Origin of the sequence: Hydrogenibacillus sp. N12 (genome assembly GCF_019645935.1) — a bacterium.
In the GTDB taxonomy this organism is placed as follows: Bacteria; Bacillota; Bacilli; order Thermicanales; family DSM-22653; genus Hydrogenibacillus; species Hydrogenibacillus schlegelii.
The window spans coordinates 1,779,434-1,803,135 of sequence record NZ_CP080953.1 but is presented as its reverse complement, the minus strand read 5'-3'; the positions used below and the strand labels follow the sequence as shown (position 1 = coordinate 1,803,135).

The 23,702-nt window shown below is 69.1% G+C and carries 25 protein-coding genes; 24 read left to right on the top strand and 1 reads right to left on the bottom strand.

The features are described 5' to 3' along the window. The first annotated feature begins 53 nt into the window (after positions 1 to 53). The 8 genes from K2M58_RS08470 (at position 54) to K2M58_RS08435 (ending at position 8,518) form a co-directional block, all read left to right on the top strand. On the top strand, positions 54 to 1,403 hold the full coding sequence (locus tag K2M58_RS08470) for a PepSY1/2 domain-containing protein (RefSeq protein WP_220677207.1): 1,350 nt from the start codon (positions 54 to 56) through the stop codon (positions 1,401 to 1,403). Between the two features lie 199 nt (positions 1,404 to 1,602). Beyond that, entirely contained in the window at positions 1,603 to 2,277 is a 675-nt protein-coding gene (locus K2M58_RS08465) for a flagellar brake protein (protein ID WP_220677206.1), read from the top strand. Between the two features lie 251 nt (positions 2,278 to 2,528). Next, a complete protein-coding gene (cmk, locus tag K2M58_RS08460) occupies positions 2,529 to 3,218 on the top strand; it encodes a (d)CMP kinase (RefSeq protein ID WP_220677205.1) in 690 nt (229 codons plus the stop codon). 14 nt (positions 3,219 to 3,232) lie between these two features. Then, positions 3,233 to 4,393 (top strand): 30S ribosomal protein S1, encoded by a 1,161-nt coding sequence (gene rpsA, locus K2M58_RS08455; protein WP_066441596.1) that lies wholly within the window; start codon positions 3,233 to 3,235, stop codon positions 4,391 to 4,393. A 215-nt stretch (positions 4,394 to 4,608) separates the two neighbouring features. Continuing rightward, positions 4,609 to 5,325, top strand: coding sequence for a hypothetical protein (locus K2M58_RS08450; RefSeq protein WP_220677204.1), 717 nt, complete (start codon positions 4,609 to 4,611; stop codon positions 5,323 to 5,325). Positions 5,326 to 5,437: 112 nt separating this feature from the next. After that, positions 5,438 to 6,778 carry a ribosome biogenesis GTPase Der gene (der, locus tag K2M58_RS08445; protein ID WP_220677203.1) on the top strand — a complete coding sequence of 447 codons (1,341 nt, stop codon included), beginning with the start codon at positions 5,438 to 5,440 and terminating at the stop codon, positions 6,776 to 6,778. 204 nt (positions 6,779 to 6,982) lie between these two features. Next, positions 6,983 to 8,092: an NAD(P)H-dependent glycerol-3-phosphate dehydrogenase gene (locus K2M58_RS08440; protein WP_220678859.1), complete on the top strand. Its 1,110-nt coding sequence runs from the start codon at positions 6,983 to 6,985 to the stop codon at positions 8,090 to 8,092. Between the two features lie 87 nt (positions 8,093 to 8,179). Then, entirely contained in the window at positions 8,180 to 8,518 is a 339-nt protein-coding gene (locus tag K2M58_RS08435) for a stage VI sporulation protein F (protein WP_220677202.1), read from the top strand. Positions 8,519 to 8,525: 7 nt separating this feature from the next. Here the strand turns inward: K2M58_RS08435 and K2M58_RS08430 are convergent, their stop codons facing one another. Next, positions 8,526 to 8,918: a hypothetical protein gene (locus tag K2M58_RS08430; RefSeq protein ID WP_220677201.1), complete on the bottom strand. Its 393-nt coding sequence runs from the start codon at positions 8,916 to 8,918 to the stop codon at positions 8,526 to 8,528. 233 nt (positions 8,919 to 9,151) lie between these two features. On the opposite strand from K2M58_RS08430, the gene K2M58_RS08425 reads away from it, so the two are divergent. From K2M58_RS08425 to K2M58_RS08350, 16 genes are all read left to right on the top strand, one after another. After that, positions 9,152 to 10,084 (top strand): hypothetical protein, encoded by a 933-nt coding sequence (locus K2M58_RS08425; protein ID WP_220677200.1) that lies wholly within the window; start codon positions 9,152 to 9,154, stop codon positions 10,082 to 10,084. A 137-nt stretch (positions 10,085 to 10,221) separates the two neighbouring features. Then, positions 10,222 to 11,700 carry a stage IV sporulation protein A gene (gene spoIVA / locus K2M58_RS08420; protein WP_220677199.1) on the top strand — a complete coding sequence of 493 codons (1,479 nt, stop codon included), beginning with the start codon at positions 10,222 to 10,224 and terminating at the stop codon, positions 11,698 to 11,700. A 160-nt stretch (positions 11,701 to 11,860) separates the two neighbouring features. Beyond that, positions 11,861 to 12,433: a GTP cyclohydrolase I FolE gene (folE, locus tag K2M58_RS08415; protein ID WP_220677198.1), complete on the top strand. Its 573-nt coding sequence runs from the start codon at positions 11,861 to 11,863 to the stop codon at positions 12,431 to 12,433. A gap of 239 nt (positions 12,434 to 12,672) precedes the next feature. Then, on the top strand, positions 12,673 to 12,921 hold the full coding sequence (gene mtrB, locus K2M58_RS08410) for a trp RNA-binding attenuation protein MtrB (protein ID WP_220677197.1): 249 nt from the start codon (positions 12,673 to 12,675) through the stop codon (positions 12,919 to 12,921). A gap of 153 nt (positions 12,922 to 13,074) precedes the next feature. Continuing rightward, positions 13,075 to 13,560 (top strand): hypothetical protein, encoded by a 486-nt coding sequence (locus K2M58_RS08405; RefSeq protein ID WP_220677196.1) that lies wholly within the window; start codon positions 13,075 to 13,077, stop codon positions 13,558 to 13,560. 139 nt (positions 13,561 to 13,699) lie between these two features. Next, positions 13,700 to 14,431: a hypothetical protein gene (locus K2M58_RS08400; RefSeq protein WP_220677195.1), complete on the top strand. Its 732-nt coding sequence runs from the start codon at positions 13,700 to 13,702 to the stop codon at positions 14,429 to 14,431. Between the two features lie 31 nt (positions 14,432 to 14,462). After that, positions 14,463 to 15,230: a demethylmenaquinone methyltransferase gene (locus K2M58_RS08395; protein ID WP_220677194.1), complete on the top strand. Its 768-nt coding sequence runs from the start codon at positions 14,463 to 14,465 to the stop codon at positions 15,228 to 15,230. A 36-nt stretch (positions 15,231 to 15,266) separates the two neighbouring features. Next, on the top strand, positions 15,267 to 16,136 hold the full coding sequence (locus K2M58_RS08390) for a UbiA-like polyprenyltransferase (protein ID WP_220677193.1): 870 nt from the start codon (positions 15,267 to 15,269) through the stop codon (positions 16,134 to 16,136). Continuing rightward, positions 16,133 to 16,774, top strand: coding sequence for a UbiX family flavin prenyltransferase (locus K2M58_RS08385; protein WP_220677192.1), 642 nt, complete (start codon positions 16,133 to 16,135; stop codon positions 16,772 to 16,774). The genes K2M58_RS08390 and K2M58_RS08385 overlap by 4 nt, the downstream gene beginning before the upstream one ends. Next, a complete protein-coding gene (locus K2M58_RS08380) occupies positions 16,768 to 17,622 on the top strand; it encodes a menaquinone biosynthetic enzyme MqnA/MqnD family protein (RefSeq protein ID WP_220677191.1) in 855 nt (284 codons plus the stop codon). The genes K2M58_RS08385 and K2M58_RS08380 overlap by 7 nt, the downstream gene beginning before the upstream one ends. Next, complete coding sequence (locus K2M58_RS08375; protein ID WP_220677190.1) at positions 17,622 to 18,602, top strand: polyprenyl synthetase family protein; 981 nt, start codon at positions 17,622 to 17,624, stop codon at positions 18,600 to 18,602. The genes K2M58_RS08380 and K2M58_RS08375 overlap by 1 nt, the downstream gene beginning before the upstream one ends. Positions 18,603 to 18,623: 21 nt before the next feature. Next, complete coding sequence (gene ndk, locus K2M58_RS08370; protein ID WP_220677189.1) at positions 18,624 to 19,088, top strand: nucleoside-diphosphate kinase; 465 nt, start codon at positions 18,624 to 18,626, stop codon at positions 19,086 to 19,088. Between the two features lie 153 nt (positions 19,089 to 19,241). Next, on the top strand, positions 19,242 to 20,039 hold the full coding sequence (locus K2M58_RS08365) for a CheR family methyltransferase (RefSeq protein WP_220677188.1): 798 nt from the start codon (positions 19,242 to 19,244) through the stop codon (positions 20,037 to 20,039). Positions 20,040 to 20,162: 123 nt separating this feature from the next. Next, positions 20,163 to 21,392 carry a chorismate synthase gene (gene aroC / locus K2M58_RS08360; protein ID WP_220677187.1) on the top strand — a complete coding sequence of 410 codons (1,230 nt, stop codon included), beginning with the start codon at positions 20,163 to 20,165 and terminating at the stop codon, positions 21,390 to 21,392. A gap of 105 nt (positions 21,393 to 21,497) precedes the next feature. After that, positions 21,498 to 22,868, top strand: coding sequence for a 3-dehydroquinate synthase (gene aroB / locus K2M58_RS08355; RefSeq protein ID WP_220677186.1), 1,371 nt, complete (start codon positions 21,498 to 21,500; stop codon positions 22,866 to 22,868). A 1-nt stretch (position 22,869) separates the two neighbouring features. After that, a complete protein-coding gene (locus K2M58_RS08350) occupies positions 22,870 to 23,691 on the top strand; it encodes an SOS response-associated peptidase (protein ID WP_220677185.1) in 822 nt (273 codons plus the stop codon). Positions 23,692 to 23,702 lie beyond the last annotated feature (11 nt).

The window sequence follows — 23,702 nt, the reverse complement described above, 5'->3', positions numbered from 1 at the left end:
CTGCATAAGCTCCCTTTTCCCGGCCCATCTTACCGGGAGAAGGGGGTTTTTTCATGCGGCGTTCGACGTGGTGGACGGCGGCGGCGCTCGTCGCCTCCCTCATCGTGAGCCTGTACTGGGGCTACCGGGAGTCTCGGGAAAAAACCGCCCTCCTCATTCGGGCGGAAAACGCCTATCAGCATCATTTTGCCGATCTCGTCTCCGCCGTCGACGATCTCCACGACGCCCTCGGCCGGGCGGCGGCGACGAACGGGGCCGGACCCCAGTCGGCGACGCTGGCGGCCGTCTGGCGGCTGGCCAACGCGGCGCAAAACGCCGCCGGCGGCCTCCCCTTATCCCTCGTGCCCCTCGGCGAGACGGAGCGGTTTTTGAGCCGGATCGGCGAATTCGCCTATCAGCTCCTCCGGCGGGACGTCCACGCCCATCCGCTCACGCCCGAAGAGCGCCGCACGCTCCTCGAGCTTTATCGGGCGAGCGGCCGCGTGCGGGCGGAGCTGGAGAAACTTCAGGAGGCCGTCTACACCCGGAAGCTCCGCTGGATGGACGTCGAGCAGGCCCTCGCCCAGGCTGAACTCAAGGAAGATCACGGGCTGATCGACGGCCTCCGCTCCCTCGGCAGCGAATCGGAAACGTTTCTCAACATGGACCTGGGGCCGCTTCCGGCGTCCGGCGCCGAACGACGGGAGGCGGCCCTCCGGCGCCTCGGGCAGGGGATAAAGCCGATCCCGCCGGCGGAGGCGGTGGAACGGGCACGGTCGCTCCTCGGGCTTCCGGACGGCATCCGGGGGGAGGCGGTCGCGGTCCACGATGCGGCGCTCCTCTACGACGTGACCTTTTCCCCGGACAAAGACGTGACCGTCACGGCGGAACTTTTGGGCGACGGGCGGCTCCTCTGGTGGATGAAAAGCCGCCCTTTCGGCCCGGCGCGTTATTCGCCGGAGCAGGGGCGGGTTCGGGCCGAGCGGGCTCTCAGGGCGACCGGCCATCCGGCGATGGTCCTCGTCCGAAGCGAGGTGGAAGACGGGATCGGCACGTACACGTTCGTGCCGACCGCCGGCGCGGTGCGCCTCTATCCGGAGGCCGTCGTCGTCGTCGTCGCGCTGGACGACGGGGAGGTGGTCGGCCTCAACCGGTCGGATTACGTCCTCTTTCACCGGGAGAAGCGGCCCCCGCTTCGCCCGATCCTCTCCCGGGAAGCGGCGCAGGAGAAACTGGCGCCGGACTTCCGGGTGGAGGCGTCCGAGCTGGCGCTCATCGTCGGCGAGACGGGGAAAGAAGTTCTCACGTACGCCTTCACCGGCTCCCTCGGCGGAAGCCGCTACCGAATCTTCGTGAACGCCGACACCGGGCTCGAAGAAAGCGTGGAAATCCTTTCGGGATCCGGTGAAGGGGAGGAAAGGTAAGCGGGAAAGCGGAAGGCCCACCCGAGCAAGCGGAACGGGGAAAAGCGAAACGAGCGGACGAGGGAAATGGAACGAGCGAAAGGATGGAAAACGGAGAAAGCGGAAGGCGTGGACGGGACAGAACCGTTCGGCTACAATGAAATCGACCGGTCGGACAACGGGGCATGCCAAAACGGCGGCCGGTCGGAAGGCGACGGAGATGGAACCGGATATCGGCCAGGTGGTGACCCTCGAGCCGATCGACGAGCCGACGCGCCGCTACCGAAGCCGGGTGGCCGACCGGGACGCTTCCGCCCTCTATCTCGACATCCCGCTCGATGAAGCGGAAGGCCGCCTCGTCCATCACTGGCCGCGGGGCCTTCGGCTGGCGGTGACATGGGTCGACGCGTCAGGCGGGGTGTTCCGCTTTCCCACGACGGTCCTCGGCTTTGCCCGGAGCGGGGTCCCGCTTCTTAAGGTGGCGCTGCCCGAAGCCGGCACCGTCCAGCGGACCCAGCGGCGGCAGCACCTTCGCGTGCCGGCGCTCATGCCCCTCGCCCTGGAGCTCGGCGACGGGCGGCGGTTCGTCTTGCGAACCCATGACGTGAGCGCCGGCGGCCTGTCGTTTCCTCTCCCGCCGGGGCTGATGCTTGCCCGCGGAGACCGGCTTCAGGTTTACGTCGCCCTTCAGTTCCGAAACGGCGCGGTGGAGCCTCTGAGCGCCGAAGCCGAGGTCGTCCGGCTGTGGGAAGAAGGGGGCGATCCCGTCCGGCGGTTTGCGTCGGTGAAGCTTCTCGGCTTAAGGCCACGAGACGAGGCGCGACTCGTGCGCTTTGCGTACGATCGGCAGATCTTTTTAAGGGAAAAGGGCCTGCTCGACGAGCCGCGGCCGTAAAAGGGGCCGAAGCCGGAAAGGCGGCCTTCGATGCCGCCGCCCGGCGGACGGCCGGAGTCGGCGGGGCGGACAACCCCCGTTGAGTTCGGCCTCCGGACGTGGTATAATGCGGTTGGAGCAATTGAGAATTGGATAGGGGCAAGGGCGAGTGCGCGGTGCGGCGGGCGTTGGGGAACGTACATAGGCTCCTCGAACAAAGCAGGACCTGCCCTGCTTTTTCTTATTTTTGTTCTGGCACGGAGTGATGAGCGGTGCGGGCTATCGCCATCGACGGTCCGGCTGGCGCAGGGAAGAGTACGGTCGCCCGGCGCGTCGCCGAACGCCTCGGCGCCAAATACATCGACACCGGCGCTTTTTACCGGGCCCTCGCCTTGAAGGCTCGAGAGGCGGGCGTCTCGGCGGACGACGAGGAAGCGCTGGCCCGGCTCTGGGCCGAAAGCGAGATCGCCCTGGAAGGCGCCGGCGGCGCCGTGCGCATTCGACTGGACGGGAGGGATGTGACGGAAGCGATCCGCCGGCCGGAGATCGGCGCCGCCGCGTCCCGGGTGGCGCGACACCCGGCGGTGCGGGCGGCGGTCGTCGCCCGGCTCCGGCATCTGGCCGAGCGGGAGGCGGTCGTGATGGACGGGCGGGACATCGGGACGGTCGTCCTGCCCGAGGCGAGGATCAAGATTTTTCTCACCGCTTCGCCGGAAGCGCGGGCCCGGCGGCGGCACGCGGAGCTTGCCGCGGCGGGGTATGCGGTCCGGTATGAGGACGTTCTGGCGGAGCTCGTGGCGCGCGATCGGCAGGATATGACGCGGGAGACGGCGCCCCTTCGGAAGGCCCCCGATGCGATCGAAATCGATACGACGGACAAGTCGATCGAAGAGGTCGTCGGCGCCATCGTCGCCCTGGCCGAAGCGCGGCAGAAGGCATTTTTGTCCGTGGAAGGACGCTAAGGAGGAACGCAGGCATGATGGAAGAGCACGAAGCGATGCACGGGGGCGAGCTGGCGATTCCGCAGGTCGGGGACCGGCTCACCGGGAAGGTCGTCAAGATCGAGGACAAACAGGCGCTCGTCGACGTCGGATACAAGTACGAGGCGATCCTCCCGATCAGCGAGGTGTCGGCGCTTCACATCGACCGGATCGACGACGTCCTGTCCGTCGGCGACGAGATCCGGGTGCAGGTGAAAAAGGTCAATGACGAAAAGGAAGAGCTCGTCGTCTCCAAGCGCATGGTCGACGCCGAGGAGGCGTGGGCGCGCCTCGCGGGATACCGGGACCGGGGCGAGGCCTTTGAGGTGAAGGTGCACGACATCGTCAAGGGGGGCCTCGTCGCCGACGTCGGCCTGCGCGGCTTTATCCCGGCGTCGCAGGTTTCGACGTCGTTCGTGGAAGATTTCAGCGACTACAAAGGCAAAACGCTCAAGGTCAAGGTGCTGGAGCTCGACCGGGAGCAAAACCGCGTCATCCTCTCGCACCGGGCGGTGCTGGAAGAGGAGGCGGAGGCGAAGAAGGCGGAAGTGCTTTCGCGGCTTCGCCCCGGGGACGTCGTCGAAGGGCGGGTGGCCCGCTTTGCCGATTTCGGCGCCTTCATCGACCTGGGCGGCGTCGACGGGCTCGTCCACATTTCGGAGGTGTCCTGGGAGCACGTCGAGCACCCGAGCGAAAAGCTGAAGATCGGCGACGTCGTCAAGGTGAAGGTGCTCAAGGTCGATCCGGAGAGCGAGCGGGTGAGCCTGAGCATTAAGCAGGCCGAAGCGAGTCCGTGGGAGCGGGCGAAGGACGAGATCCGGGTCGGCGAGATCCGGGAGGGCATCGTCCGGCGGCTCGCCTCTTTCGGAGCGTTCGTCGAGCTCATGCCGGGGGTGGAAGGCCTCGTCCACATTTCGCAGCTCGCCCGCCGGCGGGTGGCGACGCCGAGCGAGGTCGTCTCGCCGGGGCAGAAGGTGCGGGTGAAGGTGCTGGCCTTCTCGCCGGAGGAAAAGCGGGTGAGCCTGAGCATCCGGGAAGCGGAAGAGGCCGAACCGGCGCCGCGCCCGGAGCCGGCGGCGAAGGAGGAGGACAAATCCGGCTTCGGCGTGACGATCGGCGATCTTTTGGGCGATCGCCTGCCGGATGCGTGGAAGTGAAGGTCTCATAAAGTCGAACCGGCGCCCGAAGGCGCCGGTTTTTCGTTGGCCCTGCCCGCGGCGGCCGGGGGTTCCCGGGCAACCGCGGCGATTTCCGGCGGCGGATCCGGCTTCCCGGCGGCGGTTTTCGCGCTTTCCTGCGGGTTAAAGTTTTCCAGCAGCGGCTAAAATGGTAAAATCAGCCTTTCAGGACGGAGCCGCAGGAGGAGACGGTCGTGCCGGACGGATACGCCTGGCTTTCGCTTGCCGTCTGGTGGGGGCTCTGGCGAAGCGGCGTCGTCGACGGTCGGGCCGGGGGGTGGTTTCTCGCCGCCGCGTTTCCCCTCGTCCTCGATCTCACCGGCCTTTCAGGCCTGAACGGCGCCGCTTCGGCCCTTTTGGTGCTCGGCGCGCTCCGTCTGGCGCCGGACGTTTGGCGGGCGCCGTTTGCGGCCGTCGGCCGGACGCTTTTGGTCGCCGGCCTTGGGATGGCGCTTCTTGTGGCGCTCGTGGAAAACCCGGCCCTTCGGATCGTGCCGGAGCCCGCCCTGCCGTGGGCGGCCCTCGCCCTCGTCGTCGCCGCGCTCAGCGATTCGGAGACCGAAGCGTGGGCGCTCGCCACCCTCGCATGGGCGGCGCTCGCCCTCGCCGTGTCCGCCCTGCGCGCCGCCTTCCCGCAGACGGTCGATTTGCCGGCGCTTCCGCCCGGCGATCGGGGGATCGGGGCGCTTTTCGCCGTCGTCTGGGCGGCGGTCGCCTGGCGGGCGGCCTTTTCGGCGGCCCGTTCCGCCGTCCGCCGCTTCGGCGGCCTCCGGCGGCGGACGGCGCGTGACGCCGGCGGGCGGCGGGCGGACGGCGTGTTCGGCGCGGCGGAGGACGGGGTGGGCGCATCGGACGGTTTTTCGGGCGCCTCCGAGGGCTTGTCCGGCGCGGCTCCGCGCCTTCGCCGATGAGCGGGAGGAGCCGGATCGGATGGAGGGCCGCTTTTTAAGGCCAGTCCGGCGGGCGGCTTTTGACCGTCTCCGGCGCCGATGGTACAATACCGCCGGATGCGAGGTGAGGGGGATGCTACCCGTCGTCGCCATCGTCGGGCGGCCGAACGTCGGCAAGTCGACGCTGTTCAACCGCCTCGTCGGCGAGCGGTGGGCGATCGTCGACGACCGACCGGGGATCACCCGCGACCGGCTTTACCGGGAGATCGAATGGCTGAACCGCCGGCTCGTCGTCGTCGACACCGGCGGCATCGAGCCGTACCCGGCGGACGAGATCGGGAAAAACGTCCGGGCGCAGGCGGAGCTCGCCATCGACGAGGCCGACGTCGTCCTGTTCGTCGTGGACGGCCAGACGGGGCCGCTCGCGGACGACGTCGACGTCGCCGAGAAGCTCCGGCGTTCCGGCAAACCGATCGTCCTCGCCGTCAATAAGATCGACCACCCGAAGCATCTGGAGCGACGGTACGATTTTTACGCGCTCGGCCTGGGCGAGCCCTACGGCGTTTCGGCCGCCCACGGGACGGGGATCGGCGAGCTGATGGACGCCGTGCTCGCGGCCCTTCCGCCGGCGCCGGAGGAGGCTCCTCGGGAGGAGGAGGGGCTTCGGATCGCCATCGTCGGGCGGCCGAACGTCGGCAAATCGTCGCTTTTAAACGCCCTCGCCGGGGAAGAGCGGGCGATCGTGAGCCCCGTCCCCGGGACGACCCGGGACGCCGTCGATACGGTGGTGGAACGGGCGGGGGAGCGATTTGTCCTCGTCGATACGGCCGGAATCCGCCGACGGGGGCGCATTTACGAGCGGGCGGAAAAGTACAGCGTCCTTCGGGCGGAGCTGGCGATGCGGCGGGCGGACGTCGTCTTCGTCGTCCTCGACGCAACGGTTGGGGTCGTCGAGCAGGACAAGCACATCGCCGGCGCGGCGGAGCGGGCCGGGCGGGGGCTTTTGCTCGTCGTCAACAAGTGGGACCTCGTCGACAAAGACGACAAGACGTACGACCGGTTCGTGAAGACGGTGCGGGAGGAACTCGATTTCGTCGCCTATGCGCCGGTGGAGATCGTCTCGGCCCGGACCGGGCAGCGGGTGGAGCGGCTGTTCGATCTGGCGCGGCAGGTGGCGGAAAACCACGCCCTGCGCCTTCCGACGTCCCGCCTGAACGACGTGCTTCAGGAGGCGATCGCCCTCACGCCGCCGCCATCCCGGGGAGGGGCACCGCTTCGGATCAAGTACGCGACGCAGGTGGGCACGAAGCCGCCGACGATCGCCCTCTTCGTCAACGACCCGGAACGGCTTCATTTTTCATATGCCCGCTATCTGGAAAATCGGTTCCGGGAGGCGTTTCCCCTCACCGGAACGCCGCTTCGTTTCGTCATCAAGCCGAGCGATCCGGCGCGGACCCGGTCGGAGCGCTCGTAGCGGAGCCGTCCGGTCGGAAGGTCGGGGAGCGCCGAAAGCCCCCGGAAAGCGAGCGCCGAAGATCGTCGGAGGGTGAACGCTGAAGGCTCCCGGGCGGGAGCGCCGATGATCGCCGCGAAGGCCGCCGCGCCGAAGGCCGCCGGACGGCGGACTGCCGCCGGGCGGTAGGAGCGGCCAAAGATCAAGCCGATGGGAGAGGAGGCCATGGCGGATTTCCGCCGGGTCGCGGTCGTCGGCGCCGGCAGCTTCGGCACGGCGCTGGCGCAACTCATCTTCAACAACGGACACGAGGTCGTCCTCTGGGGTCGGGATCCGGCGCACGTCCGGGCGCTGGCCGAGACGCGGGAAAACCGCCGCTACCTGCCGGGCGTTTTGCTTCCGCCGTTTGCCGTCACCGCCGACCTCGCGGAGGCGGTATCGGGCGCGTCGGCGGTGTTTTTCGTCGTCCCGTCCCAGGCGATGCGGTCGGTGGCGGCGGCGGCGGCGGCCCATCTTTCGCCGGCGGCCCTCGTCGTGAGCGCCGCTAAGGGGCTCGAGCGGAGGAGCTTGAAGCGGATGTCGGAGGTGCTCCGGGATGTCCTCGGCGCCCGCACGGCCCGGATCGTCGCCCTCTCCGGCCCGTCGCACGCGGAAGAGGTCGCCCGGGGGATGCCGACGTCGGTCGTCGTCGCCGGCGCTCGGGAAGACGCCCGGGAGGCCCAGGGGATCTTGTTCCGGCCGACGTTTCGCGTCTACACGAACGACGATCTCGTCGGAGTGGAGCTGGCCGGCGCCCTCAAGAACGTCATCGCCCTGGCCGCCGGCTTGGCGGAAGGATACGGTTACGGGGACAACGCCCGGGCGGCCCTCATCACCCGGGGGCTTCACGAGATCGCCCGGCTGGGCGTTCACCTCGGCGCCGCGCCGATGACGTTTGCCGGCCTGGCCGGCATCGGCGATCTCGTCGTGACGGCGACGAGCGAGCACAGCCGGAATCGCCGCGCCGGCCGGTTGATCGGCCGGGGGATGCCGCCGGATGAGGCCCTCCGGTCAATCGGCATGGTCGTCGAAGGCGTCGTGACGACGGAAGCCGCCTACGCGCTCGCCGCCCGGCACGGCGTGAGCATGCCGATCACCGAGGCGCTTTACCGCGTCCTTTTTCGAGGGGAAGCGCCGGCGCGGGCGATCGAGGCGCTTTTGTCCCGGGAGCCGACGGAAGAGGGGGCGATGCCGCTCCTCGAGACGTGGGTTCGGGCCCGGCGGGAGAGCGGCCGGCCGGCCGCCGGCGGCACCCGTCCGGCCGGGAAAAACGCCTCGGACGCCCCCGGGCCATAAAAAAGCGCCGCGCCGTCCGGGAAGAGGGAGCGAGCGCCCGAACCGCCTCCCGCCGGGGCGCATACGCTGGACCGAGGAGGGGAGAGCATGAACCTCGGTCAGCTGCTCGAACTCATCGGACAGGTGGCCAGCCGGCCGGTGGACGGCCGGGCGCTCATGGACGTCGCCAAGGACGTTCAGGCGGGCGACCAGGACGACGAAGCGAAGATGCGGGCGCTCGTCCGGCGGCTTTCGGCCCTCATCGGCCTGAAACTTTCGCCGGAAAAAGAAGAGCGCATCATGCGCTACCTGCGGGAAAACCGCTTTACCGGGCCCGAGTCGATCCGGATGCTCCTTGAGCAAAGCAAGAACGCGCCGGCCGCGGCGGGTCGGAGCGCGCCCTCCGCGGCCAAAAAGAACGCCGCGCCGAAAAAGAACGCCCCGTGACGGGGCGTTATTTTTTACCGCCTTTTTCGCCCGCCGCGTCGCCATCGGGGGACCCGCCGGCGAGGAGCGCCCGAACCGCCGGGTGGGAGAGCCAGCGGCGGATTTTTTCCGCATCGATGGCGGACAAAACGTCGACGATCCGCTCCAGGCGCTCGAGGGGCGTCTTCGAGTTTTGGCCCCTCATCCAGGCGGCTTTCAGGCGTTCCAGGCCCCCGAGTTCGTTGAGCAGCGTGAGGAGGGCGACGACGCTCTCGAGCGTCTGCTCGAACTTCCGGATCGAACCGCCGAGCTCGCCGACGGTGTCTTGGAGCGGCCGGAGGTGTTCGAGGAGCGCGGCGAGGGCGGCATCGGCTCCGGGCGTCTCCGGCTGAGGCCGATCGGGTTTTGGCGCCTCCGGCATTCGCCTCCCTCCTTTCGGTCCGCCCTCGATCACCGTATGCGGCGACGGTCGCGGCGTTCGGGCGCCGGCGTCCGGAAGCCGGCCGGTCGAAAGGGTTTGACCGCCCCGATGCCGCGCCTTTCGATCGGGGAGAAAAGCCGCTACAATACGGCTAACCGGATGGGCGGCCGCCAAGCGGCCGGCCTCTTTAGTTAAAGTCGGCCGGACGCCGGCGGCCGTCGGGAGGGATCGCGTTGCTGGAAGCCATGATGGTGTTCGCGCTCGTCGCCCTGGCGGGCGTCCTCGTCCCCTGGGGCCGGGAACGCCGGGCCGGCCGGCGGCGCCGGGCGGCTTTCGATCTCCGGGCGCTTGCCCGGGGAGGGGCGTCGGCGGCGGCCCTTTGGGCGCTGGGCGGCTGCCTCTCCCCCGGCGCGCCGGCGGTCGAAGACCTCCCCCGAGACGTGGCCCGGGTTCAGTCGGCGGTCGACGCCTATGTGGCCGCTCGGAATGCCCTCCCGGTCGCGCGGCCTCTGGACGATGCCGATCGGATCACGGGCGTCCCGCTCGACATGAGCGCCCTCTATCCGACGTTTTTGGACCCGATCCCGTCGAGCGCTTTTGAACGGGGAGGCGTCTACCGCTACGTCCTCGTTCCGCTGGGCGAGGGGATGGCGGTTCGGCTGGCCGATCTTCGCATCGCCGATGCGGTCGAACGGGTGCAGCGGGCGGTGGCGGCTTTTCACCGGGCGACGGGGCGGCTCCCGGTGGCGGAGGAAAAGGGACCGGACGAACTCGTCATCGACTACGGGGCGCTTCACCTGGCCAAGCCCGCGCTCATCTCTCCCTACAGCGGCCACGCCCTCGGGCTCATGCTGACGCGGGACGGCCGGGTGTACGCCGACTACCTGCTCGATCTCGCCCTCCTCCTGCGGGCGCAAGGCGCCCCGCCGGCCGGTTCGACCGCACCGGCGATCCCGGACAGAGCAGGCGCGCCGGATCCAAGCCCGAACGGGCCGGCCGCCCCGGCGGACGCCGGCGCCACCGGCACGCCGGCAGAGGCTTCGGGCGGCTCGGGCGATCTCCGGCGGCTGTTCGTCGAGCGGACGCTCTTCGTCCCGGTGGCCTCGGTCCCGTACGGGCTCGAGGGCGGCGAACCGGTGCTCCGGCCCGACGGGGCGCTTCGATAGCCGACGGGCGCTTCGATCGGCGGAGCGCCTCGGCCGCCCCGGTCGGAATCTCCGTTCGCAACGCATAGCCGGCTTCGGCGCGCATATATTGGGGATATCCAAGCCCGTTTCCGGGGATGGGACGAGGAGGGAAGGCCGTGGAGGAGCTGGATGTGTTCAAGGATCTCGCCGAGCAGACGGGAGGAGACGTCTACCTCGGCGTCGTCGGTCCGGTCCGGACGGGGAAGTCGACGTTCATCAAGCGGTTCATGGAGCTCGTCGTCATCCCGCGCATCCTGCATCCGGAAGATCGGGAGCGGGCGATCGACGAGCTGCCGCAGAGCGCCGGCGGCCGCCAGATCATGACCACGGAGCCGAAGTTCATTCCGAATCAGGCGATCGAGATCGAGGTGGCGGAAGGGCTTCGGGTGTCGGTGCGCCTCGTCGATTGCGTCGGCTATCCGATCCCGGACGCCCGGGGCTACGAAGATGAAAACGGCCCCCGGCTCGTGCACACGCCGTGGTTTGAAGATCCGATCCCGTTTGAAGAGGCGGCGGAGATCGGGACGCGGAAGGTGATTCAGGACCATTCGACGATCGGCATCGTCGTGACGACCGACGGAACGATCGGCGAGATTCCCCGCGCGGCCTATGAGGAGGCGGAGGCGCGGGTGATCGAGGAGCTGAAGGCGGTCGGGAAACCCTTCATTGTCATCTTGAACTCGGCCCGGCCGCAGGCGCCGGAGACGGAGGCGCTCCGGACGGCCCTCGTCGATCGGTACGACGTGCCGGTGCTGGCCCTGTCGGCGCTCACGATGGGCGAGTCGGACGTCCTGGGCGTTCTCCGGGAAGCGCTCTACGAATTTCCGGTGCACGAGGTGAAGGTGAACCTGCCGAGCTGGGTGATGGTGCTCGACGCCGATCACTGGCTTCGGAAAGCGTTCGAGCAGGCGGTGGCGGAGACGGTCGAGGCGGTGGAGCGCCTACGGGACGTCGAGCGAATCGTCGGCCGGTTCGAAGACTACCCGTTCATCGCCGGAGCGCGGCTGGCGGAGATGCACCTGGGGCAGGGGATCGCCGAGGTCGACCTCGATGCCGCCGAAGGGCTGTTCGAACAGGTCGTGTACGAGGTCGTAGGGCGGGAGATTCGGGGCAAGGATGAGCTTCTGGAGATGCTGATCGAGTTCGCCCACGCGAAGCGGGAGTACGACCATTTCGCTTCGGCGATCGAAATGGTCCGGGCGACCGGCTACGGCGTGGCGCCGCCCCGGATGGAGGAGATGGAGCTCGCGGAGCCGGAGATCATCCGGCAGGGGGCGCGCTTCGGCGTGAGCCTCAAAGCGAAGGCGCCGTCGATTCATCTGATCAAGGTGGACGTTGAAGCGGAGTTTTCGCCGATCATCGGCACGGAAAAGCAGAGCGAGGAGCTGGCCAAGTTTTTGATGCAGGATTTTGAAAAAGATCCCCGGGCGATCTGGCAGACGGAGCTCTTCGGCCGGTCCCTGTACGCCATCGTCAACGAGGGCATCCAGGCGAAGCTGCATATGATGCCGGAACAGGCGCGGCACAAGCTCCGGGAGACGCTCACCCGGATCATCAACGAAGGCTCCGGCGGGTTGATCGCGATCCTGCTCTAATCCAAATCTCGCTCTGATCCAGTCCCGGCGCGATCCAATCGCCTAAAATGAGAGAAACGCCCGGTCGACCGCCTGCCGGCGGGCCCCCCGAGGCCCGGCGGTGTTTTTTTTTGTCCGAAAGAGCTGTTATACTAGGGGCGAGCGAGAAGGAGGCAGAGGGATGGCGGTCGACCACGAAAAGATTGAACACGCCGTCCGCCTCATTCTCGAGGCGATCGGCGAAGATCCGGACCGGGAGGGGCTTCGGGAGACGCCGGCCCGGGTAGCCCGGATGTATGAGGAAATTTTTTCCGGGATCCACGAAGACCCGGGAAAGCACTTTTCGGCCATTTTCAGCGAAAGCCACGAAGAGATCGTCATCGTCAAGGATATCCCGTTTTATTCGATGTGCGAACACCATCTGGTGCCGTTTTTCGGCAAGGCGCACGTCGGCTACATCCCGCGGGAGGGCCGGGTCGTCGGCCTGAGCAAGCTCGCCCGGGCGGTGGAGACGGTCGCCCGCCGTCCGCAGCTTCAGGAGCGGATGACGGCGGAGATCGCCGATGCAATCATGACGCATCTCGAAGCCCACGGCGCGATCGTCGTCATCGAGGCGGAGCATCTGTGCATGGTGATGCGGGGGGTGAAAAAGCCCGGTTCGAAAACGGTGACGTCGGCCGTCCGGGGGGTGTTCGCCCACGACGCAAAGGCGCGGGCGGAGGCGATGGCCCTCATCACCGGGCGGCTGTCCTAGGCGGCGGTTCGGACCGGCGGCGGGGCGAAGAGGATCGCGCCGGCCGGGACGGCCGCCGGCCGACCCGTCCCGTCGGCGAAGACGGTCGGTCCGGTCTCCCGCCGTGGCGAAGGCCGCCGGTCAGGCCCGTCGCCCTGGCGAAAGCGGCCGGCGGTCGGGTTCGCGTCCCGCGGAGGTCGTCGGCCGCCGGCGCCCCGGAAGAAGGCGCGGGCAGGTGGGATCGGAAGGGGGGGAAGGCGATGGGCGAAGGCGGACGCGCCGCCGACTGGACGTCCCGGGAGTACGTTGTCATCAAGGCGAAGGAAAACGGCGTGCACGTGATCGGTCTCACCCGGGGCGACGTGACGCGGTTTCACCACACGGAAAAGCTCGACAAGAACGAGGTCATGATCGCCCAGTTTACCGAGCACACGTCGGCGATCAAGGTGAGAGGCCGGGCGGTCATCTATACCGCCGTTGGGACGATTCACACCGACCGAGACGATTGAACCGCCGCCGGTCGGCCCCGGCGCCGGTGCGACGCGGACATACCCGGCCTTCGACCCGCATAAAGGTCGGAGAAAGGACGCGCCTTCGGGATCGACCGGCCGGACGGCCGGCCTTCGGTCCGGGGCGATGCGGACGGCCAGGAGGGGAGGCCGGTGCGGCGGCTGATCAGGGGTTTCATCCGATGGAGCGTGCCTTTGGCGCTGTTTTGGGGGGCGATCGGGCTCTGGATCGGCGTGTCGGGGGAGCGCTCGGTACCGACCGGCGGCGCCGCCGGCGTGCCGGAAGAGGTGCGGACCTTGATCGCCCGGCTGGCGTCGGCGCCTCTCGCCGGGCGGCTCATCGATGTCCGACTGGAGGAGGGCCGCGTGTCGGTCGACCTCGGGGTACCGGCCGGCGCTCCGGAAGCCGTGGTGCTTCGGGATGTGCTTGCCGTCTACCGGGCGGCCGGCGGCGGTGGGCGGGAAATCTGGATCCGGGCCCTCGAGCGGCGGCCGGAGGGGGAGGTCGTCCGGGTGGCGGTGGCGGCGCCGGCTCCGCGGCGAACGCCGCCGCTTCCGGATCGTCCGGATCGGGCGACGTTTGAAGCCGCGTTCGATCCGCCGGCGACGATCTCCTGGGGCGGCGCCGATGCCCCCTGATGCCGGGCCGAGGGAGCGGGCCAAAGGGGGCCGGGCCGGGTGCGCTGGGGAAACCGGACGTTTGACGGAAGCCAAGCGTCTCCGCCCTTTTTGTGCTATACTGGGCGAAGTAGCGCTTTTGTCGGAATGAGGGTGAAGCATGCGATTTGAGCCGGAAATCGCCGGGTGGGTGGCCCGCGCCCGGGAGGCCGTGATCGCCGAGTGGCCGGAGGCCGCCTGGCTTCCGGAGGTGCCGGAGTGGCGGATCGCCCTTTTTCATGCGGCGATGCGCGTCGGCGGAATGCGGACCGAGGAGATCGCCGTCGTCGGGCAGGCCGCTCTTTTCGTCGAATGGGGGCTTTGGCTTCACGAGGCGATCGACGACGCGAAGCGCCTTTCCCTCCCGGTGCCGCTCCGGGTACTGTACGGGGACGTTTTGAGCAGTCGCTATGTGCGGCTGCTCGCGGAGGCGAATCAGGGAGCGATGATCGGCCGCATCGCCCGGGCGCTCGAGACGATCCACGCCGGTCGGGCAATGCGCTACGTCCTTTACCGGGAGCCGGAGGCGGATCGGGAGCAGGTGTTTGAGCTCGAGGTGGACATCCAGTCGGCCTTGCCTCTGGCGCTGGCGCATCCGGGGTCGCCGATCCGGCCGCTCATCCCGCGGGTGGTCCGGTACATGCTTCTGTGGGACGCGCGGGTCGGCGGGCGGATCTACGGGGGGGAGGCGCGCTTCATCAAGTTCGGCCAGCAGCTTTGGGAGGACCTCGAGGCGCTCCTTCGGGTGGTGATCGACGAAGGGGCTCGGCGGTCGCTTCGGGCGCTCGTCCGGCGGCTTCCGTCGATCCGGACGCCGGAACTTTCGTTATCGGAGCTTTCGGAGGGGCTGTAACGGCGGTCGGAAGGAAGGGCGAAGAGGACGGGTGGAGCGGACGGACAAGCGGGCGTTTGTGTATCGCGTGTTCGAGTCGATCGCGCCGGCGTACGACCGGATGAATACGCTCCTTTCGTTTGGGGCGCATAAGCGCTGGCGCCGGATCATGCTGGAGATGATGGACGTCCGGCCGGGGAGCCGGGCCCTCGACGTCGCGACGGGGACGGGCGACCTTGCCCTGGCCCTCCGGCGGTCGGTCGGTGCGGCGGGAGAGGTCGTCGGGCTCGATTTTTCGCCGGCGATGCTCGCCCGGGCCCGGGAGAAGGCGGCGCGGGCGGGGCTCGCCGACATCGTCTGGGTGGAAGGGGACGCGCTGGCGCTCCCGTTTCCCGACGGGCGGTTCGACTATGCGACGATCGGGTTTGCGCTCCGGAACGTGCCGGATCTCGACCGGACGCTCGCCGAGATGGCGCGGGTCGTCCGACCGGGGGGGCTGGTCGTGTCGCTGGAGCTGTCGAAGCCGGTCGTTCCGGGGTTTCGGGAGATCTATTATGTTTACTTCGAGCGGATTCTTCCTCTTTTGGGCCGCTGGTTCGCCCGCCGGTACGAAGAGTATCGGTGGTTGCCGGAGTCGCTCCGGGGCTTTCCGGATCACAAGGGGCTGGCCGCCCGTTTCGTGCGGGCGGGGCTTACCGACGTCCGGGTGCGGCTTTTGTTCGGCGGGATCGCGGCGGTCCACGTGGGGCGAAAGCCGGGCGGCGATGCGCCCTTCGGCGCCGTGGGCGGCTCGGCCGAAGGGGGCGCGGCGCTTTTTTGACCGGTGGGGAAGGCGGTCGAGGAGGGCTTTTTGCGGATGGGGAAGTTCCGGGCCTTTTTGGAGATGATCAAGTTTGAGCATACGATCTTTGCGCTGCCGTTTGCCTATCTCGGCCTCATCTTCGGCCGCGTCGAGGAGTACGGCGGCTGGCCGGACCTTTGGCTCTGGTTCTGGACGACGATGGCGATGGTCGGCGCCCGGACGGCGGCGATGGCGCTAAACCGGCTGATCGACCGGGCGATCGACGCCCTGAACCCCCGCACGAAAGACCGGCCCCTCGTGACGGGGAAGGTCACGGTGCGGGAAGCGTGGGGGTATACGCTCCTTTCGCTGGCGCTCCTTTTTGTGAGTGCGGCGATGCTCAACCCGCTGGCGGTCAAGCTCCTGCCGATCGCGGTTTTTTTTCTAGTCTTTTATTCATATACGAAGCGCTTTACGTGGCTTTCGCACCTCGTTCTCGGGGTGACGGACGGCCTCGCGCCGCTCGGCGGCTGGGTCGCGGCGACCGGTCGGCTCGATCACCCGGCGGCGTGGTGGCTGTTTCTTGCGGTCGTCTTCTGGATCGCCGGCTTTGACATCCTGTACGCCACGCAGGACTTCGAGTTCGACCGGCGGCACGGGCTCCATTCGATCCCGGTCCGCTTCGGGCTCCGGCGAGCGCTCGGGATCGCCCGCGGGTTTCACGCCCTGACGGTCGCCTTCCTCGCCGCGACGGGGCTGGCCCTCGGCCTCGGCGGGGTGTTCGGCCTCGGGGTCGTGGTGGCGGCGGGCATCCTGGCGTACGAGCACGCGCTTGTGTCGCCGACGGATTTGAGCCGGCTCAACACGGCTTTCTTTACGATGAACGGGGTGCTCGCCGTCGTCGTGTTCGTCTTTGCGCTCGTCGCCGTCGGGGTGGGGCGATGAGGGGCGGGCGGCGGTTCGTCGTGGCGCTCACCGGGGCGAGCGGCATCCGCTACGGGCTCCGGGCGATGGTGGCGCTGCTTCGTCTCGGTCACGAGGTGCACGCGATGGTGTCGGACGGCGCCCTGCGGGTGGCGGCGGAGGAGGAAGACGTGCATTTCGAGGGGGGCGCCCGGGGGCTTCGGACCCTTTTGGCGGCGGAGGGGGCAGCGGAGCGGCTTTTTGTGTACGACGTCCGGGACATCGGCGCCCGGCCGGCAAGCGGGACCTTCGTCCACGACGGGATGCTCGTCATCCCGTGCTCGATGAATACGCTCGCGGCGATCGCCCACGGCCTCGCCGACAACCTGATCACCCGCTCGGCGGACGCAACGCTCAAGGAGGGCCGTCCTCTCGTCCTCGTGCCGCGGGAGACGCCGCTTTCGGCGGTCCATCTCGAGAATATGCTCAAGCTCGCCCGGCTCGGGGTCCGGATCGTGGCGGCGATGCCGGCCTTTTATCCGCGGCCGAAGACGGTGGACGACATCGTCGACTTTGTCGCTGGCCGGGCGCTGGATGCGGTCGGGGTGACGGACCACGGGCTTTTTCCCCGGTGGAAGGATCTTCCCCGCCAGGAGGAAACGGAGGCGACGGGATGCTGACGGTCGGCCACATCGACTATATGAATACGCTGCCGGTGTTTTATTACTTCGATCCGGCGGCGCTCTCCGGGGTGCGGGTCGTCCGGTCGACGCCGGCGGAGCTGAATCGCCGGATGCGGGAGGGGACGGTCGACATCGGGCCGATGTCGTCGTTTGCCTACGGGCTGGATGCGGACCGGTACGTTCTTCTGCCGCACCTTTCGGTGAGCGCCTACGGGGCGGTCGGGTCGATCTTTTTGTTTTCTCACCGGCCGCTTCACACGCTCGCCCGGCCGCACGTTCTCCTCACGACCCGGTCGGCGACGAGCGTGCAGCTTTTAAAAATTTTGCTTGAACGCCATCTCGGGCTTCGGCCGACGTATGCGTGGGCGGAGCCGGACCTCGAGGCGATGCTCGGCCGGGGCGATGCGGCGCTTCTCATTGGGGACGAGGCGATGCTCGCCTACCGGGAAAATCGCCGCTACTACGTCGCCGACCTCGGGGAGCTGTGGCGACAGTATACGGGGCAATGGATGACGTTTGCCCTCTGGGGGGTGCGGCGGGAGGCGCTGGCCGAAGATCCGGAGGGGGTTGCCCGGGTGTACCGGGCGTTTCTCCGGAGCAAGGCCCGGACGAAAGCCGACCCGACGCCCCTCGTCCGGGCGGCGAAGGCCCGGCTGGGCGGAAGCGACGCCGAGTGGTACCGATATTTCGCCGGGCTTTCCCATGAGCTCGATCGGCCGCAGCTTGAAGGGCTCCGGCGTTTTTTTGCCGAGGCGGCGGCCATGGGGGCGCTTCCTCGGGTGCCGGAGATCGCCTTTGCGACGCTGCCGCCGGTCTACGGCCGGGCGGCGGGGGAGGGCGGATGATGCGGATCGTCGAGGTGTACGACGCCTTTCAGGACGATCTGGGGGCGGTCGAGGACCGGCTGGAGCTTTTGCTCCGGTCGGAAAGCCCGCTTCTTACGGAGGCGGGCCGGCACCTCCTGGACGCCGGAGGCAAACGCCTCCGGCCGCTTCTCGTGCTCATCGCCGGCCGCTTCGGGGACGGCGGGGCAGAGGCGGCGGAGGCCCTCGTCCGGGCGGCGGCGGCGGTGGAGCTCATCCACATGGCGACGCTCGTCCACGACGACATCGTCGACCGGTCGGATCTCCGGCGCGGCCGGGAGACGGTTCGGGCCCGGTGGGATGATCAGGTGGCGGTGTACGCCGGGGATTTTTTGCTCGCCCGGGCGCTTTCGGAGCTGGCTGCGTTTTCCGACCCGGCGGTGGACCGGGCCCTCGCCCGGACGGTGCACGAGATGAGCCGCGGCGAGGTGGAGCAGCAGGGGGACCTCTTCCGGCCGGACGTGACGATGCTCCGGTATTTTCGGCGCATCCGCCGGAAGACGGCGCTCCTCATCGAGTTTTCGGTGTTCCTGGGCGCGCGGATCGCCGGGACGCCGGAGGCGGTCGTCGGTCGACTCCGGCGGTACGCGTTTTATGCGGGCATGGCGTTTCAGGTGACGGACGATCTCCTCGATTTTACCGGGACGCCCGAGGTGCTCGGCAAGCCGTCGGGGAGCGACCTCGCCCAAGGCAACGTGACGCTGCCGGCGATCTTTACCCTCTCCGAAGGCGATCCGGCGGTGCGTTCGGCGCTCCGGGCGGCCCTCGAAGGGCGTAAGACGGAGGCGGAGCGGGCGGCGCTCCTCGAGGGCATCGGCCGGAGCGGGGCGTTTGAGCGGACGCATGCCGTGGCGGAGCGGTTCGTCTGTCGGGCCAAGGCGGTCTTAAAGGGGCTTTCGGCGTACCCGGCGGCCCGCTACCTGGAGGCGCTGGTGGCGTTTATTGAAAAACGGACGTTCTAGTGTTACACTGGTCGTGGTCGAATGCGAAGGAGGGGCGCTTTTGTGGAGCGGACATTCGTGATGGTCAAGCCCGACGGCGTCATGCGGGGCCTCGTCGGGGAGATCCTCGCCCGCTTCGAGCGCCGGGGGCTGAAGCTCGTCGCCGGGAAGCTCATGCAGGTCACCCGGGAGCTGGCCGAGGCGCATTACGCCGAGCACCGGGAAAAGCCGTTTTTCGGCGATCTCGTCGCCTTCATCACGTCGGGCCCGGTGTTTGCCTTCGTCCTGGAAGGGCCGAACGCCATCGGCGTCGTCCGGGAGATGATGGGGAAAACGAATCCGAAGGATGCCGCACCGGGGACGATCCGGGGCGACTTTGCCCTCACGATCGATAAAAACGTCGTGCACGGTTCGGATTCGCCGGAAAGCGCCGCGCGGGAGATCGCCCTCTGGTTCGGCGAAGAGGCGCTTCTTTCCTACGATCGCCCCGTCGACGCCTGGCTGTGACGAAGGCGCCCGCTTCGGCGGGCGCCTTCGTCGTCGGCGCCGGGGCCGGCGACCGGATCGACCGGGGCCGAGCCAGGCGGAAGCGTTCGAGGCGCGACGGGCAGATTCGTCCGGGACGGGGCGAAAAGAAGAAACGGGAAAGACGGGGGACGGATGGAGTGGCGGGTGGAAGAAGCGTACGACCGGTTCGTTGCCCGGGTGCGGGATGTGTTCGGCATCGAGCTTGGGCTGTACAAAAAACCGCAGATGATGCGGCGGCTCACGTCCCTGATGCGGCGGCGGGGTTTTGATGATTTCGATCGTTTTCTGCAGGCTCTGATCGCCGATCCGAAGCTCCGGGCGGAATTTGTCGATCGGGTGACGATCAACGTCTCGGAATTTTTTCGCAATCCGGAGCTCTGGGCGCTGCTTGACCGGGAGGTGCTGGCGTCGCTTTCGGCGCAGCCGAAGCTTCGCCTCTGGAGCGCCGCCTGCTCGACGGGGGAGGAGCCATACACCCTGCTCATGCTCCTCCGGGAGCGGCGGTCGCTTCGGGGCGTCGATCTTCTGGCCACCGACATCGACGAACCGGCGCTCGAAAAGGCCCGGGCGGCCCGTTACGAGGCGCGGAGCCTCATTTCGGTCCCGCCGTCTTTCCGGGAACGTTACTTCGTCCGGGACGGGGATGGCTACCGGGTCGTCGACGAGCTCGTCCAGGCCGTTCGGTTCGAGCGGCACGACCTGCTTCGAGATCCCTATCCGCGGGGGCCGTTCGACGTGATCGTCAACCGGAACGTGGCCATCTATTTTACGGAGGACGGCAAGGCGCATCTGTACCGGTCGCTTGCGGCGGTCCTGCGGCCGGGAGGGTATCTGTTCGTCGGCGGGACGGAGCAGATCTTTTCGCCGGAGCGCTACGGGCTCAGGCAGGTGTATCCGTTCATTTATCAGAAGCAGGAGGTCCGGCCGTAGGCGGGCCTGGGGCGCTTTGGGGGCGGTGTGAGGCGATCCGGGGCGGCCGGAGGGCGCCGGCACATCCGGAACGGGCTCAGGTGCGGCCGGTGGCCGGTCGAGAACTTCCATGGAGGGGTCGGGGTGCGGTATCTGACAGCGGGGGAATCCCACGGCCGGGCGCTCGTCGGCATCCTGGAAGGGGTGCCGAGCGGGCTCGAGCTTCTGCCGGCGGACATCGACCGGGCGCTTGAAAGGCGTAAGAAGGGATACGGCCGCGGCAAGCGAATGAAGATCGAACAGGACCGGGTGGAGATCTTAAGCGGCGTGCGGCACGGCCGGACGACCGGGGCGCCGATCGCTCTTTTCATCGAGAACCGGGATCACATCAGCTGGCAGCACGTGATGAGCGTCCTTCCGGTGGAGGAGCCGGAACGGGGGATGCGGCGGCGGACGCGGCCGCGGCCGGGGCATGCGGACCTCGCCGGCGCGATCAAGTACGGCCTCCGGGACGTCCGGGACGTCCTTGAGCGGTCGAGCGCCCGGGAGACGGCGATGCGGGTCGCCGTCGGGGCGGTGGCGAAAAAGCTCCTTCAGGCGGTCGGCATCGACGTCGTCGGCTACGTCCGGGCCCTGGGCGGGGTGTGGGCGGACGGGGATCCGCTCGCGGAGACATGGCCGGCGTACGAGGCGGCGGAGGAGGACCGGGCGGCGGAAGACGCGCTCCGGGCGGCCCTTCAAGTCCTGGCGGCAAAAACGGAGGCCTCTCCTGTCCGGACGTTCGATCCGGCGGCGGAGGCGGCGATGATCGCGGCGATCGACCGGGCCCGGGAAGCGGGAGATACGCTCGGCGGCGTCGTCGAGGTCGTCGCCGTCGGGGTGCCGGTCGGGCTCGGCAGCCACGTCCACTGGGACCGAAAGCTGGACGGCCGGCTGGCGCAGGCGGTGATGAGCATCCAGGCGATCAAAGGGGTGGAGATCGGCCTTGGCTTCCGGGCGGCGGACGTGCCGGGTTCGGCCGCCCACGACGAAATTTTTTACGCGCCCGGCCGGGGCTTTTTCCGCCGGACGAACCGCGCCGGCGGCCTGGAGGGCGGGATGACGACGGGGATGCCTCTCGTCGTCCGGGCGGCGATGAAGCCGATTCCGACGCTCTACCGGCCGCTTCGAAGCGTCGATCTCGTGACGAAGACACCGGAGGAGGCGTCGGTCGAGCGGTCGGACACGACGGCGGTGCCGGCGGCGGCCGTCGTCGCTGAATACGTCGTCGCCTTCGAGCTCGCCCGGGCGCTCCTCGAGACGTTTCCGGCAGACCGGATGGCGGCGCTCGTCCGGGCGGTGGCCGAACACCGGGCGTATGCCCGGGATTTCTGATGCCGGGCCGTCCGAAGGAACCGGCGCCGCCCGCACCGCCCCGGTGCGCGGACGGGCGGCGGTGCCGGCCGGGGGGCGCGGCGCCCGGAAAAGGAGGCGGGACGGATGACGACGCTCTGGGTGGCGTATGAAGGCGTCCGCTATCCGGTCGTCGTTCGGGCGGGGCTTTTTCAGGAGCTCGGCCGGGAACTCGACGCCCTCGGCGTCGATCGGGCACGACCGCTTTTTGTGCTGTCGGACGAGGCGGTCGGGGCGCTCTACGGCGCTCGGGTGGAAGCGGCGCTCCGGTCGGCAGGCTACGCCGTCGCCCGGTACGACGTGCCGGCCGGCGAGCGGTCGAAGTCGCTCGCGACGCTGGAGGCGGTGACCGGGGCGATGCTCCGGGCGGGCATCGACCGGCGGGGGGTGCTCCTTGCCCTGGGCGGCGGCGTCGTCGGCGACCTCGGCGGTTTTGCCGCGGCGGTTTACTTGCGGGGGATCGAGTATGTGCAGCTTCCGACGACGATCCTCGCCCACGACGCGAGCGTCGGCGGAAAGGTGGCGGTGAACCACCCGCTGGCGAAAAACATCCTCGGGGCGTTCTACCCGCCCCTGGCGGTCCTCTACGACGTCGCCGCCCTCCGGACGCTTCCGCCGCGAGAGGTCCGGTCCGGGTACGCGGAACTGGTCAAACATGCGCTTTTATCGGACGCGGCGTTCGTCGCCTGGCTCCACCAGGCGGCTTGGGCGCTTCTTCGCCTCGATCCGATCGTTACGGCGGAGGCCCTCGTCCGGGGGATCGCGGTGAAAGCGGCGATCGTCGCCGACGATCCGAAAGAGACCCGCGGGGTGCGGGAGCGGCTCAACGTCGGCCATACGGTGGCCCACGCCCTGGAGGCGGCCGAGGGGTTTGGCGGGCTTTTGCACGGCGAGGCGGTCGCCGTCGGCCTCGTCTGGGAGACGGCGCTGGCCGTCGAGCTCGGCCGGGCGTCCCCGGCGCTCCTTACCGAGGTGATCCGGCTCGTTCGGGCCTTCGGGCTTCCGGCGACGCCGGCCGAGGCGGCGGCGGCCGGCCTTTTGCGCCGGGCGGCCGATGCGGCGGCGTGGGCGGCGCTCATGCGGTACGACAAAAAAAATCGCGGCCGCGGCGTCCGCTTCGCCCTGCTTTCGGCGCCGGGAGCGGTGGATCTCGTCGACGTGCCGCCGGAGGCCCTTTCCGAAACGCTCGCGGCGGCCCTTCAGCGGGCGGAGGAAGCCGCCCGGGCCATCCCGGCGCCGGAAGGGGCGGAGCGCCTCGCGCCGCCTGACGGCGGGCCGGATGCTGCCGTCGGCCGGACACCGCTTGGCGGCGGGGCGGAGCCGGCCACCGGCCGAATGTCCACGGGCGGCAGGCCGGACGCTGCCGCCGGCCGGACGCCTGCCGCCGGGCCGGGCTCCCCCGCCGGGGCGTCCGCCGAGCGGGCGCCCGCACGGCCCGTCGCGGAGGAGGAGGGGTAGCGTGTGCGGTCGATTCGTCCTCGAAGCCGACGCCGCCGAGATCGCCCGCCGATTTCTGGCGCGCCCGATGGCGGAGGCGGAAGGCATCCGGCCCCGGTACAACATCGCGCCGGGGACGGCGGTGGCCGCCGTGGCGCCGGGCGCGCCGGGGGAACGGCGGCTCGGGCTTTTGCGCTGGGGATTGAAGCTGAGGACGCGGGACGGCGTCCGGACGCTCATCAATCTCCGCATCGAAACGCTCACCCAAAAGCCCGCGTTCGGGCGCCTCTTTTCCCGGCGGCTCATCGTGCCGGCGACGGGGTTTTACGAGTGGGGGGCCGACCGGCGGCCACGGCTTTTTTTCCGGCCGGCGGGCGCCGGGACGCAAGCGACCGGGGCATCGGACGCCGGGGCGCGGGCGCTTTTGGCGCTGGCGGCCGTCTGGGACGACGATCCGGACGGCGGCGGCCGGGGGCTCGCGCTGCTCACGGCGCCGGCGGTGGGCGCCGTTTTGGCGATCCATTCCCGAATGCCGGTCGTCCTCGCCCCGGGGGATGAGGGGCGCTGGCTCGATCCCGCCGCCGATCCGGGGGTCCTCGCGGCGATCCTCGGGCGACGGGAGGCGGCATTTTCGGTGCGGCTTGCCAACCGGAAGGTAGGCGACCCGCGGTTTGAGGGACCGGCCTGCCTCACGGCGGACGACGACCGGGAGCGGGGGGCCGAGGACCCCGCCGAAGGAAGCCGGGATGGATCGGAAAGCGGCGTCCGGCCCGGGGGAAAGGCGTCCGGAAGAGAGAGGACCGGGGCGTTCACGACGCTTGAGTCGAAGGGAGCCGTACATTGATCGAAATGCGA

Bases quoted from the DNA above. Each gene is read 5' to 3' on its own strand.
- folE (WP_220677198.1), top strand. From the start codon at position 11,861: ATGGCGGTCGACCACGAAAAGATTGAACACGCCGTCCGCCTCATTCTC.
- K2M58_RS08430 (WP_220677201.1), bottom strand. From the start codon at position 8,918: ATGCCGGAGGCGCCAAAACCCGATCGGCCTCAGCCGGAGACGCCCGGA.
- der (WP_220677203.1), top strand. From the start codon at position 5,438: ATGCTACCCGTCGTCGCCATCGTCGGGCGGCCGAACGTCGGCAAGTCG.
- rpsA (WP_066441596.1), top strand. From the start codon at position 3,233: ATGATGGAAGAGCACGAAGCGATGCACGGGGGCGAGCTGGCGATTCCG.
- K2M58_RS08465 (WP_220677206.1), top strand. From the start codon at position 1,603: ATGGAACCGGATATCGGCCAGGTGGTGACCCTCGAGCCGATCGACGAG.
- K2M58_RS08390 (WP_220677193.1), top strand. From the start codon at position 15,267: ATGGGGAAGTTCCGGGCCTTTTTGGAGATGATCAAGTTTGAGCATACG.
- K2M58_RS08365 (WP_220677188.1), top strand. From the start codon at position 19,242: ATGGAGTGGCGGGTGGAAGAAGCGTACGACCGGTTCGTTGCCCGGGTG.
- K2M58_RS08375 (WP_220677190.1), top strand. From the start codon at position 17,622: ATGCGGATCGTCGAGGTGTACGACGCCTTTCAGGACGATCTGGGGGCG.
- mtrB (WP_220677197.1), top strand. From the start codon at position 12,673: ATGGGCGAAGGCGGACGCGCCGCCGACTGGACGTCCCGGGAGTACGTT.
- aroB (WP_220677186.1), top strand. From the start codon at position 21,498: ATGACGACGCTCTGGGTGGCGTATGAAGGCGTCCGCTATCCGGTCGTC.
- K2M58_RS08470 (WP_220677207.1), top strand. From the start codon at position 54: ATGCGGCGTTCGACGTGGTGGACGGCGGCGGCGCTCGTCGCCTCCCTC.
- K2M58_RS08435 (WP_220677202.1), top strand. From the start codon at position 8,180: ATGAACCTCGGTCAGCTGCTCGAACTCATCGGACAGGTGGCCAGCCGG.
- ndk (WP_220677189.1), top strand. From the start codon at position 18,624: ATGCGAAGGAGGGGCGCTTTTGTGGAGCGGACATTCGTGATGGTCAAG.
- K2M58_RS08400 (WP_220677195.1), top strand. From the start codon at position 13,700: ATGCGATTTGAGCCGGAAATCGCCGGGTGGGTGGCCCGCGCCCGGGAG.
- K2M58_RS08385 (WP_220677192.1), top strand. From the start codon at position 16,133: ATGAGGGGCGGGCGGCGGTTCGTCGTGGCGCTCACCGGGGCGAGCGGC.
- K2M58_RS08440 (WP_220678859.1), top strand. From the start codon at position 6,983: ATGGCGGATTTCCGCCGGGTCGCGGTCGTCGGCGCCGGCAGCTTCGGC.
- K2M58_RS08380 (WP_220677191.1), top strand. From the start codon at position 16,768: ATGCTGACGGTCGGCCACATCGACTATATGAATACGCTGCCGGTGTTT.